Source organism: Microbacterium jejuense (assembly GCF_019511665.1).
Classification (GTDB): domain Bacteria; phylum Actinomycetota; class Actinomycetes; order Actinomycetales; family Microbacteriaceae; genus Microbacterium; species Microbacterium jejuense_A.
Genome location: NZ_JAEUAW010000024.1, coordinates 14,854 through 27,749 on the forward strand (window position 1 = coordinate 14,854; position 12,896 = coordinate 27,749).

The window sequence follows — 12,896 nt, forward strand, 5'->3', positions numbered from 1 at the left end:
GCCGTCGCGCGCCGGTGGGGGCTCAGGAGTCGGATGCCGCGTACACGCGCTCGCCCTCGACGAAGGTCTGCAGCACCCGCGTGGCGCCGATCTGGTCGGCGGGACCTGCGAACGGGTCGCGGTCGAGCACGGCCAGGTCGGCGTACTTGCCGACCTCGACGGTTCCCGTGACGTCGTCGAGGTGGTTCACCCATGCCGAGCCGGCGGTGTAGGCCGTGAGCGAGGTCGCGAGGTCGATCGCCTGCTCGGGGTAGAACGCGTCGTACTCGCCCTCTTCGTACCCCGGCGCGGCCTTGCGGTTGACGGCGGTGTGGATGGCGGCCATCGGGTCGGGGGTCGACACCGACCAGTCGCTGCCGGCCGCCAGCACGGCGCCGGCGCGCATCAGGTCGCCGAACGGGTACTGCCACGCCGACCGCTCGGACCCGAAGAACGGGAGGGTGAGCTCCACCATCTGCGGCTCGTACGTGGCCCACAGCGACTGCATGTTCGCGGCCACCCCGAGTGCGCGGAAACGGGCGATGTCTTCGGGGTGCACCACCTGGATGTGGGCGATGTGGTGGCGGTTGTCGCGCCGGCCGTTGCGCGCGATCGCGTGCTCGACGGCATCCAGGCACTCCCGCACCGCGCGGTCGCCGATGGCGTGGAAGTGCACCTGGAACCCTGCGGCATCCAGCAGAGGCACCGCCTCGTCGAGGACCTCCGGCGCGACGAACGAGATGCCGGAGTTGTCGGTCGGGTGGCCGTGACCGTCCAGGTAGGGCTCGAGCATCGAACCGGTGAAGTTCTCGGCCACGCCGTCCTGCATGATCTTGATGCTCGTCGCGGCGAAGCGGCCGCCGCGGTACTGCTCGCGGCGCTCGAGCAGGAACGGGATCTGCTCCAGTCCTGCCGTCCGGTCCCACCACAGTGCGCCCACGACGCGGGCGGTCAGGCGCCCGTCGGCGGCGGCCGCGAGATATGCGGGGCCGGGGTCGCCGGCATCCCCGTACGACCCGACGATGGCGTCCTGCCAGCCCGTCACGCCGAACGAGTGCAGATGCCGCTGGCCGGTGAGCAGGGCGTCGACCATGCGCTCGGCCGGTTCGGCCGGAAGCAGGCGGTTGACGAGCGTCATCGCGCCCTCGTGCAGCGTGCCCGAGGGGCTGCCGTCGGCATCGCGCTCGATGCGTCCGTCGGCGGGGTCGGGGGTGTCGCGATCGAGGCCCGCCAGGCGGAGCGCGGCCGAGTTGACCCACGCGCCATGACCGTCGCGGTTGGGCAGGAACGCCGGGCGCTCTCCGGTGACGGTGTCGAGAAGGGATGCCGTCGGCGTGCCTCCCGGGAACGCCGACATGCCCCAGCCGCCGCCGAGGATCCACTCGTCGTCCGGATGCTCCTGGGCGTGGCGGCCGATGGCGTCCAGGTACCCATCCGCGGTGTCGTACGCCGACAGGTCGCACCGCAGCATGTCGAGCCCGCCCCACACCGGGTGGACGTGCGCGTCCTGGAACCCCGGGAGCAGCATGCGTCCCGCGAGGTCGACGACCTCGGTCGACGGACCGATGAGCTCACGCACGTCGTCGCCACCCACCGCGACGATGCGGCCGCCGGTGACGGCCACCGACGTCGCGCGTGAGCGCACGGTGTTCGCGGTGAACACGGGTCCGCCGGTGAAGACGAGGTCGGCGTACGGCATGGGACTCCTTGGGTGGGGTGTGGTGCGGGATGCGACGGTTCGACGGTCGGATCCCTGAGACCGGGCCGGGTGGACGAGAGCCGGGCGTTCCCCCGGGGTCTCGTCCGCCGGCTGCGGTCTCACGGAAGGTGGACGGGCGGGCGGGAGGGACGGACGGACGGACGGTCGGGCTAGGGGCGCGGCATCCCGCTCACCCGCCGGCCATCGTGCGGGCGATGTCGGCGGCCGAATCGCCGGCGCGCTTGAGCACGAGGGCGACGACGGCCAGGGCGATCAGGGTCAGCAGCAGCATGATGGTCGACACCGCCGCGATCTCGGGCCGCAGGCCCGTGCGCACGGCCCCCAGGATGTACACCGGCCAGGGGGTGCTGCCGGCGACCGAGACGAATGCCGCGATGACGGTGTTGTCGAGGCTCAGGGTGAACGACAACAGGAAGCCGGCCAGCACGGCGGGCATCGCGAGGGGCAGTGTGACACGGCGGAAGGTCGTCAGCGGCGGCGCGTACAGGTCGGCCGACGCCTCTTCGAGCTGCGCGTCCAGGCCGATGAGACGGGCGCGCACCAGGTACGACACGACCGCGATCGAGAAGAGCGAATGGCCGATCACGAGCCGGAAGATGCCGTTGTCGAAGAACGCGAGGCCCCAGTCCTGGCTGAGGGTCACAAGCCACGGCAGCAGCGCGACGGCGTCGACGATCTCGGGCGTGACCGATACGAGCAGCAGCAGCACGAGGAACCACCACACCCACCTGCCGGGGTGGCGGGCCATCGCGATGCCGGCGAGCGTGCCGAGCACCGACGCGAGCACGGCGGCGAGGAATCCCGTCTGCACCGAGATCAGCACCGCATTGCGGACGACGTCGTTCGAGACGATCGCCGCGAACGAGTCGAAGCCGAACTGCGTGAACGAGGTCAGCAGGCGTCCGACGTTGAAGGAGTACACGACCACGACGGCGATCGGGAGGAACAGGAACACCAACACAGCGATGCCCCAGATCGTGAAGCCGACGTCGCCGCGGTCGCGCTTGGCGCGCGGGGCCACCGAGCTCTTCGCCGACAGGATCGTGCGGGTGTCGGTGGCGGTCATGCGGCACCTCCGGCGGATGCGACGGCCGCGGGCGCGGCGGGGGCGGGGGACGGGTCGAGCACCACACGGTTGCGCAGGCGCATCGGAAGTCCGATCAGCCACATCAGCCCGATCCCCACGGCCGTCGTGAGCAGCACGATCAGGATCAGCATGATCGCCATCGCCGAGCCGAGCGCCCAGTTCTGCGCGGTCTGGAACTGCGTGGCGACCATCTGGCCGATCATGTTGCCCTTCGCGCCGCCGAGGATCGTCGCGGTGATGTAGTCGCCCATGAGCGGGATGAAGACGAGCAGCACTCCCGCCAGCACGCCGGGCCGCGAGATCGGGAGCGTGACGCGCAGAAAGGTGGTCCACCGGCCGGCGCCGAGATCCTTCGACGCCTCGCGCAGCGCGGGACCGACGCGGTCGAACGCGACGAACAGCGGCAGGATCATGAGCGGCAGGTAGTTGTAGATCACGCCGAGCAGCACGGCGGGACGCGTGTAGAGGATCTCGAGCGGTCCGAGCCCGAGCGCCTGCATGACGCCCGAGAGCCAGCCATTGGGCGCGAGGATGATCTGCCAGCCGATCGTGCGCACCAGGAAATTGGTCCAGAACGGCACCATGACCAGCGCGACCAGGAGTCCGCGCTTGGACGGCGGCGCCTTGACGGCCATCCAGTACGCCACCGGGGCACCGATCGCCAGGCATGCGAGCGTGCCCACGATGCCGATCCACAGCGTGTTCTGGAACGTCGCGAAGAACGTCGGCGTGAGCACCTCGAGGTACCGGTCGAACGACACCACGTCGTTCGCATGGGTGCCGAAGATGCCCGGTTTGTAGCCGAAGCTGAACCAGACGACGTAGCCGACGGGGATGACGAAGAAGAACAGCAGCCATGCCCAGGCGGGGAACGCGAGGGCGATGCCCGCCTTCTTACGCACCCGCGGCCGCCTTCACCTTGTTGTAGATGTCGACGGCGCGTGCGAGGGCGTCGTTCACCTCGCCCTCCTCCATCGTGGCGAGCTGCTCCGGCGTGAAGAACACCATGTCGAGCTTCTCCAGGCCGGCGTCGGCCGCCGCGTCCTCGATGTCGGCGACCCCCGTGTGGTAGCCGATGTAGTCGAGCTCCTGCAGCGACACCTCGGGGTCGAGCACGTAGTCGATGAAGGCGTGGGCCGCCTCCGGGTGCGGAGCGCCCGTCGGGATCGACCAGTTGTCCATCCAGATCTCGGTCTTCGGGCCGGCGAGCACCCACTGCCACCGGTCCGGCTCGCTGCTCTCCATGAGGGCCAGGCGCACGTCGCCGTTGTACGCCTGCATCAGCACGTGCGATGCCTGCTGGATCGCGCCGCCACCGGGGTACGAGTCGAACGCCTCGATGTGAGGAGCCAGCGTGTTCACCAGGAAGTCCTCGGCGGCGTCGAGGTCGGCCTCGTCGGTCGTCGTCCACGGGATGCCGTTGGCCCAGAAGTACGCGCCGGTCAGCTCGCTCGCGTCGTCGAGCATCGAGGTCTTCCCGCTCGCCTCGTTCTGCGCGGCGTCGAGGAAGTCGGCCCAGGTCGACAGCTCACGGGTGATGACGGTCTTGTCGTACACGAAGCCGGTCGTTCCCCACGCCTTGCAGATGGAGTACTCGTTGTCGGGATCCCACGCGCGCCCGACGAAGGCCGGGTCGAGGTTCTTGAAGTTCGGGATCAGATCGAGGTTGAGCTTCTGCAGAAGGCCGTTCTGCACCATCTGCTGGATGTAGACGCCGGTCGGCACCACGATGTCGTAGCCGCCCGTGCCCTTGGCTGCGGTGAGCTTGGCGATCATCTCCTCGTTGGAGTTGAACGAGCTGAGCTCGACGGTCGGCCCCTGCTCCTTCGTGAACGCGTCGATCACGTCGGGGCTGTCGTAGTCGCCCCACGTGTAGATCGACAGTTTGTTCTCCAGCGCGCCGCCGGTCGCCTTCGGGGCGGCGGACGTGCCGGGCGAGCACGCGGTGAGGATCGCGGCCGCTCCGGCGGCCGCGGCGATGCCGAGGAAGCCCCGGCGGCTCAGCTCACGGCGGATCGTGGGCACGGCATCTGCGCTGGCGAGGATGCGGATCGGGGACTCGGGCATCTCAGGACTCCTGGTTCTACGGCGCTGCGGTTCGCGGGTGCGAGGGGATCGGGTGGTTCAGACGGCGGGCGGCGCGACGTAGCCGCCCTCGGCCGCCGCGTCGTCGGCGGGGAAGAGCAGCACGTTCGCGGCATCCCACGAGCACACGACCGCGTCGCCGACCGACAGTGCGGGCGCGTCGGGCGTGGGTCGGCGGGCGATGATGCTCTTGTCGTCGCCGACCTGCACGAGGTACTGCATGGTCTCGCCCAGGTGTGCGACGCCCAGCAGCGTTCCGCGGACCGTGTTGACAGGGGATGCCGCGCCGGCAGCCTCGGCGCTGGATTCGGCGCGGATCCGCACGAACTCGGGACGCACGGCGGCCTGCCCGCGCGTGCTCCCGGCGAGTTCCGCCGTCGCGCCGCGCACGAGCCCCTCGGGAGCCTCGACCGCGGCGCCGCCTTCGGCGACTGCTCCGGTGAAGAAGTTCTGCTGCCCGACGAACGCGGCGACGTACGCCGACGCCGGTCGGGCATACACGGTGTCGGCGTCGGCGATCTGCTCGATGCGGCCGTGGCGCATGATGGCGATGCGGTCGCTCATCGAGAGCGCCTCGCCCTGGTCGTGCGTGACGAACACGAACGTGATGCCCAGCCGCGACTGCAGGAGCTTGAGCTCCAGCTGCATCTCTTCGCGCAGCTGGCGGTCGAGGGCGCCGAGCGGCTCGTCCAGCAGCAGCACGGCAGGGCGGTTGACGAGGGCGCGCGACAGTGCGATGCGCTGCTGCTGGCCGCCCGACAGCTGCGTCGGCTTGCGGTCGGCGAACCGACGCATCTGCACGAGGTCGAGAGCCTCCGACACCCGTGTGCGGATCGCGGCCTTCGGCGTCTTGCGCTGCTGCAGCCCGTAGGCGACGTTCTCGGCCACCGTCATGTGCGGGAACAGCGCGTACGCCTGGAACACCGTGTTCACGTTGCGCCGGTACGGCGGCTGCCCGAGCACCGACTGCCCCGAGATGCGGATGTCGCCGGCATCCGGCTGCTCGAATCCCGCGATCATCCGCAGCGTCGTCGTCTTGCCGCAGCCGGACGGGCCGAGCAGCGAGATGAACTCGCCCGGCTGGATGGTCAGCGACAGGTCGTCTACGGCGAGCTGATCGCCGTAGCGCTTCGTGATGCCCGACAACAGCACCGCCCCGCGCGATGCGTCGCCGTCGGTGGAGGCCTGATCTGCCGGGATGGCCGCCGAGGCGGGCGCCGTGCCTGTGGACGTCGTCACTCGTGAGGTCCTTCGTGTCGCGGGCCGTGCGACGGTGCGCGGCCTATCGGGTGTGGGGGTATTCAATATCGGGGCGTTCCGGCGTGCAATCCACCGCACGGCGAAACAGGACGAACCGAGCCGCCACCCGCGTGCGGTGCGACAGATCGTCCGGCGCTGCGTGAAGCCGAGGAATCCGCCGTGTTTCGACGAGAAGTCGCGACGTTCATGCCGCCCGCTGCACCCTCGGACGACAAACCGTCCGTTGCACCATCGTGACCTGCGGGCGTCAGTGCTGGCAGCGCGGGCACCAGAACACGATGCGCTCGCGCGTGGGATCGGCGCCGAGCGCCGAGCGCCGGATGAGAGTGCCGCAGCGACGGCACGGCCGTCCTTCGCGTCCGTACACCCACGTCGTGAAGCCGCGGCGGGCGTCGCCGGTGAACGTGCGGTCGATGCGATCGCGGTTGGCGCGGATCATGCGCGCGCCGAGGTCGACGACGGCCGCGGCATCCACTTCGTCGGCCGGGGTGGTGGGAAGGATGCCGCGCACGAACAGGATCTCGTTGACGTACTCGTTGCCGAACCCGGCGATGCTGCGCTGATCCTGCAGCGCGACGTGGACGGCGCGGGTGTCGGCGTGGAGGCGGCGCGCCGCCTCGTCCGCGTCCCACGAGTCCGAGAGCGGATCTGGGCCGAGGTAGCCGACGAGCTCGTCCTCGGCGGTCGTCGGCACGAGTTTGATGTCGGCGAGGTCGAAGCCCACCGTCTCCCACTCCGTGCCGTCCGGAGCTGTGGCGCCGATCACGGCCCGCGCGCGGAATCCCGGCGCCCGCCAGCGCTCGCCGCGGCGGTAGACGTGCCACTCGCCCTCCATCTTGAGGTGCGAGTGGAGCGTCCACCCGCCGATGCGGTGCAGCAGGTGCTTGCCGCGGCTGACGACCCCGTGCACGACCTCGCCGCGCAGGTCGGCCGTCGCCGCCTGCGGCACCCGCAGCTCGAACCGCGTGACAGTAGCGCCCGCGAGAGCTCGGTCGAGGCGCCGCGCCGCCTGGAAGACGGTGTCGCCCTCAGGCACGCTCACCCCCGTGACGATCGGAGTGTGCGCGCCGCGCTTCGTCTCGCTGGCGCTCGCTCAGCGTCCGGGTGGTCGCTGCGGCGCGACGGCCTCCGGTCTGCGAGACCCGGTCACCGGACGCTGAGCGAGCGAGGCACGAGCGAGACGAAGCGCAACCTCTCCGGTCGAGGTCACCCTGGCGGAGGGACCGTGGTCCGTACCGCCCGCCCTCAGGCACGCGCACTCCGCACCGCATCGCCTGCGGTCACGCGGCGCAGCGTGAGCCCGCGCGGGGACTCGACGAATCCGGCCTCGCGCAGCGCCCGGCCGACGGAGGTGCCGTAGACGAAAGCGCCGTTGACCTGCTCGATCGTGAGCGTGTCGAGGCGTCGATTCCGCGCCGTCGCGGCGAGGTCCCGCGTGGCCGCATCGAGCACCGCCTCGTCGCCGGTGAAGGCCAGCGCCGACTTGCCGCCGCGCTCCAGGTACAGAGCGAGCGCACCGTCGACGAGCACCACGAGCGCTCCCGCCTTGCGTCCCGGCCGGTGCCCGACTCCCTCGAGAGCGGGCCACGCGAGGGCGGCGCCGTAGGGGTTCGCCGGATCGGTGGCCGCCAGCGTCACCGCCCGCAGCGGCGGGGGATCGCTGAGCCCGGCGAACTCGCGCAGCCGGTCGACCGTCGTGGAGGCCGCGAACTGCGCCGCCCCGAGCTTCTCGATCACGTACCCGCGGCGGCAGTGCCCGGCCTCTTCGAACCCGGCGAGCACACGGTACGTCTGGGCGAAGCCGCCCGGAACGCCCTCGGACTGCACGGCGCCGCGCGTCACCACTCCGTAGCGGTCGAGCAGGAGGCTCGCCGTCGCGGTGGCGCGCAGAGCCGGGTCGGCTTCCGGCGCGGGCAGCAGTGACCAGCGTCCGCCGACCGAGGGCGCACGCGCGGGGAGGGATGCCGCCACCGCCCGCACGGCCACGCTCATGCTGCCGGGGGTGCCGCGGTAGAGCCGCGCTCGCGGGGTGCGCCGGCTGACGCGATGTGCCTGCGACCCGCCCGACACCAGCGAGCGGACGGGCGCGAACGTGTCGTTCGTGACGCGTCCCGACCAGGCCAGGCGCCACAGCGCTTCGGTGACGGACTGCTCGTTCTCGGCACCGGTCGCCTGCCGCAGCTGGGCGGCGAAGTAGGCGCCGCCGCCCTCGAGCGCCGCCAGCAGCTGGGCGTCGAGCGAGCCGGGGGCGACCTCGTCCGCCTCGTCGGGAAGGGCGAGCGTCAGTGGCACGGCGTCGGCGGGGTGGAGGGCGATCCAGCCGTCGCGTCCGGGAAGGCCACCGTGGCCCGACCACACGACCTCGCCGGTCGAGGTCAGCTCGTCGAGCATCGCCGGGGCGTAGTCCGACACGCGGGCCGGCAGGATCAGCGACTCCCACGCGCTCGCCGGGATCGGCACTCCGGCGAGCTGCTCGATGACGGCGGCCACTCCGTCGAGCCCCTCCAGCGGCCGGGTCACATGCTGCCACGCCGGCAGGAACCGTCCGTACGCGTGCTGCGACACGGGCTCGACGGTGCCGCGGATGGCCGCGAGCGAACGCATCCGCAGGCGCCGCAGCACCTCGCTGTCGCACCATTCCGCGTCGTCCGAGGCGCTCGCCGTCGCCGTCTCGGGCAGGAAGTACCCCGACGCGACGCGTCCCTGCGACTCGAGGCGCTGGAGCGTCAGGCGTGCGACGGCGATGCCGACGCCCAGGCGGTCGGCCGCGGCATCCGCTCGGAAAGGCCCGTGCGTGCGGGCAAAGCGCGCGACGAGGTCGCCGAGCGGGTCGGCCACGGGCTCGAGGAACGCCGTCGGGATGCCGACCGGCAGTGCCACCCCGAGCGCGTCGCGCAGGCGTCCGGCGTCCTCGATGGCCGCGACGCGCGTGACGCCCGCGATCGTCACCGGGATCGCGCGTCGCGACGCGATGAGCGCGTCGAGATGGGCGGATGCCTCGGCGAGTTCCGGTCGTTGAGCGGAGGGCGCTCCAGCGCCCGCAGACGAAACGCCTCGGGCGTCCGTCGAGTCGGGGTCGAGGTCGTCCGTGGGGTCGGGGCGTTTCGTCTCTGCGTTTCGACTCGCGGGCTCGCTCAACGACCGCGTTCCCCGCTCGCTCAACGACCGCGGGTCGGGTCCCGACGTGCCAGGCTCCAGACGCGCCGCGACCTCCGCGGCGTCGAGCGGGCCCAGCTGGCGCAGCAGGTCGGCGACGCCCTCGACACCGCGGGCGCGGCGCTCGGGGTCGAGGCGCTGCACTTCGCGTTCGAACTGGGCGATGACGTCGGGGTCGAGCAGCTCGCGCATCTCGACCTTGCCGAGCAGCTCCGAGAGCAGTGCGGGATCCACCGACAGGGCGGCAGCTCGCCGCTCGGCGAGCGGGGAGTCGCCCTCGTACATGAACGCCCCGACGTAGCCGAACAGCAGGTCGCGCGCGAACGGCGAGGGCTGTGCGGGCTCCGTCTCGACGAGACGGATGCGGCGCTCTCCGATGCCGCGCATGAGCCGCAGCAGCGACGGAACGTCGTAGACGTCCTGCAGCACCTCGCGCAGCGTCTCGAGGATGATCGGGAAGGTCGGGTACCGCCGCGCGACTTCCAGCAGCTGGGCCGACCGCTGCCGCTGCTGCCACAGCGGCGTCCGTTTGCCGGGGTTGCGGCGGGGCATCAGCAGAGCCCGCGCCGCGCACTCGCGGAACCGCGACGCGAAGAGGGCGGATCCGCCCACCTCTTCGGTGACGATCTGGTCGAGCTCGTCGGGGTCGAAGACGAACAGCTCCGCCCCGGGCGGCTCGGCTGTGGCATCCGGGATCCGCGCGATGATGCCGTCGTCGCTCGCCACCGCCGAGCCTTCGACGCCGAGGCGTTCGCGGATGCGGGCGTTGACAGCCAGAGCCCACGGTGCGTGCACCTGCATGCCGTACGGCGAGTGCAGGATCACACGCCAGTCGCCGACTTCGTCGCGACCGCGCTCGACGGTCAGATGGCGGTCGGTGGGGAGGGTGCCCGTGGCCTCGCGCTGCTCGGCGAGGTAGGCGAGCAGGTTGTCCTGCGCGAACTCGTCGAGGCCGGCCGCGCGCAGGCGTGCCTCGGCCTTGTCGGGCTTGGCCGTCGAGACTTCGCGCGAGAACTTCCCGAGCGCCTCGCCGAGCTCGGCCGGCCGGCCGATACCGTCGCCGTGCCAGAAGGGCACCTTGCCGGGCTGGCCGAACGCGGGCACGACGTTCACGCGGTCGTGCGTGATCTCGACGATGCGCCAGCTGGTGGTGCCGAGCGTGAACACGTCGTTGACGCGCGACTCGTAGACCATCTCCTCATCGAGCTCGCCGACGCGGGCGTTCTGCGACTCGCCCGCCACGAACACGCCGAACAGCCCGCGGTCGGGGATCGTCCCGCCGCTCGTCACCGCGATGTGCTGCGCACCCGGGCGGCCGGTCAGGACACCCAGGTCGCGGTCCCACACCACGCGCGGACGCAGCTCGGCGAACTCGTCGGAGGGGAACTTGCCGGCGATGAGGTCGAGGGTCGCCTCGTACGCCGAGCGGGGGAGCGAGCGGAACGGCGCACTGCGCTTGAGGGTCTCGTACCACCCCTCGACGTCGACCGGCCCGACGGCCGCTGCGGCGACGGTGTGCTGGGCGAGGATGTCGAGCGGGTTCTGCGGGATCGCGATGGCCTCGATCTGCCCCGCCAGCATCCGCTCGGTGACGATCGCCGTGTGCAGCACGTCGCTGCGGTGCTTGGGGAACAGCGCGGCCCGGCTGACCTCGCCGACCTGGTGGCCGGCGCGCCCGATGCGCTGGAGACCTGATGCGGCGCTCGGCGGCGCCTCGACCTGGATCACGAGATCGACGGAGCCCATGTCGATGCCGAGCTCGAGGCTCGAGGTCGCCACGACACATCGCAGCACGCCCGATTTCAGCTCCTCCTCCACCTGGGCGCGCTGCTCCTTCGACACCGAGCCGTGGTGCGCCTTCGCGAGCACCGCGTCGGCGCCCGCTGTGGAGCCCGCCTGCGCCATCATCGCCGCCGGCACGCTCGCATCGGGCAGATCGAGCCCGAGCCGCTCCGAGTAGATCTCGTTGAGTCGCCCCGTGAGCCGCTCGGCCAGGCGCCGGGAGTTGCAGAACACGATCGTCGACCGGTGCTGCAGGATGCGGTCGACGATCGCCTCCTCCACGTGCGGCCACACCGAACCCGTCATCTCGGTCTCGCCCGCGCCGGACGCGCGCCGTCCCGCGCCCGACGACCCGTCGGCGAACCAGTCCTCGTCGATGGGCTCGGCGTCAGCGTCGACGGCGGTCGCGGCATCCCCGTCGCCCGAGGTGTACGCGCTCGGCGGTGGCGGCGGGTTGAGCATGTCGCCGATGGGCACCACGACCTTCATGTCGAATGCCTTGCTCGCCTTCGGCGCCACGATCTCGACGGGTTCGGCACCGCCGAGGAACCGCGCCACCTCATCGATCGGACGCACCGTGGCCGACAGGCCGATGCGCTGCGCGGGCGGCGCATCAGGGGTCAGTGAGCGGCGCAGCGCGTCGAGCCGTTCCAGGCTGACCGCCAGGTGCGCACCGCGCTTGGTCGCCGCGACCGCGTGCACCTCGTCGACGATGACGGTGTGCACATCGCGCAGCGTCTCGCCGGCGCGGCTCGTGAGCATGAGATAGAGCGACTCGGGCGTCGTGATGAGGATGTCGGGGGGTGCCTGCACGAGCTTGCGCCGATCGCCCGCCGGGGTGTCGCCCGACCGCACGCCCACCGTCACATCCGGCACGCTCAACCCGAGACGCCGCGCGGACTGGCCGATCCCGACGAGCGGCGAGCGCAGGTTGCGCTCGACGTCGACGCCCAGCGCCTTCAGCGGCGAGATGTAGAGGATGCGGGTCGCGGGCGGTGCGGCACTTGCGCTGAGCGAGGGACGAGACGAAGCGTCCCCTCTCTTCTTCTTGCCCGAGGGAGGAGCGGATGCCGTCGCGGCCTTGTCGTGGAACACCCGGTCGATCGCCCACAGGAAGGCCGACAGCGTCTTGCCCGACCCCGTCGGCGCCACCACGAGCGCGTGCTTGCCGGCAGAGATCGCCTGCCAGGCCCCCTTCTGCGCCTCCGTCGGGGCGTGGAAGGCGCCCCGGAACCAGTCCTGCGTCGCAGGACCGAATCGCTCGAGGACGTCACCCACCCCTCCATCTTGGTCGCCTGCGCCGACATCGGGCCAGGGAGCCGCGAACCAGGTGCCGTCCGACGGCCCGTCCCGTAAACTCTCGCGTGCGTGTCCCCCCGCACGCATTCGCCGCCGAGGAGCGTGATGGAGTCGACGCCGCCGAGCGGGTCGGAGCCTGTGGCGCCGCCCACCCGCCGTGCCGCCGCCGTGCACACGGTACGGGAGCTGTCGCGCTCGCGCCGGGTGCAGACGTTCGGCCTCGGCGCGCTGTGCGGAGCGCTCGCCCTGTCGCTGCTGGTCGTGGTGACCACCATCTTCGCCGTGTCGCAACGGCCCGAGATGCTGGCCGACGAGCCGGCCCCCGTGTCGGAGCAGCGGTTCCCCACGCCGACGCCCTCGACGTCCACGCCTGCGCCGATCCCTACGCCGTCTCCGGCGGTCGAGCCGGCCGAAGAAGTGGATGCCGCACCCGCCCCCGACCCGGCGCCCCCGGTCACGCAGGTGCCCGAGCCGGTCCCGGCCCCCGAGCCCCCGTCTCTTATACCCATTTGACGCCGCCGACGAGTA

General features: G+C 71.5%; 8 protein-coding genes. 1 reads left to right on the top strand and 7 read right to left on the bottom strand.

Features of this window, described 5'->3' with window-relative positions:
• Window positions 1-22: 22 nt before the first annotated feature.
• From JNB62_RS18610 to JNB62_RS18640, 7 genes are all read right to left on the bottom strand, one after another.
• Complete coding sequence (locus tag JNB62_RS18610; protein WP_220302378.1) at window positions 23-1,678, bottom strand: amidohydrolase; 1,656 nt, start codon at window positions 1,676-1,678, stop codon at window positions 23-25.
• A gap of 190 nt (window positions 1,679-1,868) precedes the next feature.
• Window positions 1,869-2,765 carry an ABC transporter permease gene (locus JNB62_RS18615; RefSeq protein WP_220302379.1) on the bottom strand — a complete coding sequence of 299 codons (897 nt, stop codon included), beginning with the start codon at window positions 2,763-2,765 and terminating at the stop codon, window positions 1,869-1,871.
• Complete coding sequence (locus JNB62_RS18620; protein ID WP_220302380.1) at window positions 2,762-3,688, bottom strand: ABC transporter permease; 927 nt, start codon at window positions 3,686-3,688, stop codon at window positions 2,762-2,764. Before JNB62_RS18620 ends, JNB62_RS18615 begins: the two co-directional genes overlap by 4 nt.
• Window positions 3,681-4,853 (bottom strand): polyamine ABC transporter substrate-binding protein, encoded by a 1,173-nt coding sequence (locus tag JNB62_RS18625; RefSeq protein WP_220302381.1) that lies wholly within the window; start codon window positions 4,851-4,853, stop codon window positions 3,681-3,683. The genes JNB62_RS18620 and JNB62_RS18625 overlap by 8 nt, the downstream gene beginning before the upstream one ends.
• Before the next feature lie 57 nt (window positions 4,854-4,910).
• A complete protein-coding gene (locus tag JNB62_RS18630; RefSeq protein WP_220302382.1) occupies window positions 4,911-6,110 on the bottom strand; it encodes an ABC transporter ATP-binding protein in 1,200 nt (399 codons plus the stop codon).
• A gap of 268 nt (window positions 6,111-6,378) precedes the next feature.
• Window positions 6,379-7,167, bottom strand: coding sequence for a DNA-formamidopyrimidine glycosylase family protein (locus tag JNB62_RS18635; RefSeq protein WP_220302386.1), 789 nt, complete (start codon window positions 7,165-7,167; stop codon window positions 6,379-6,381).
• 209 nt (window positions 7,168-7,376) lie between these two features.
• Entirely contained in the window at window positions 7,377-12,347 is a 4,971-nt protein-coding gene (locus JNB62_RS18640) for an Lhr family ATP-dependent helicase (protein WP_220302383.1), read from the bottom strand.
• A gap of 126 nt (window positions 12,348-12,473) precedes the next feature.
• Here JNB62_RS18640 and JNB62_RS18645 point away from each other — a divergent pair, with 126 nt between their 5' ends.
• Window positions 12,474-12,881 (top strand): hypothetical protein, encoded by a 408-nt coding sequence (locus JNB62_RS18645; RefSeq protein WP_220302384.1) that lies wholly within the window; start codon window positions 12,474-12,476, stop codon window positions 12,879-12,881.
• The last annotated feature ends 15 nt before the right edge of the window (window positions 12,882-12,896 follow it).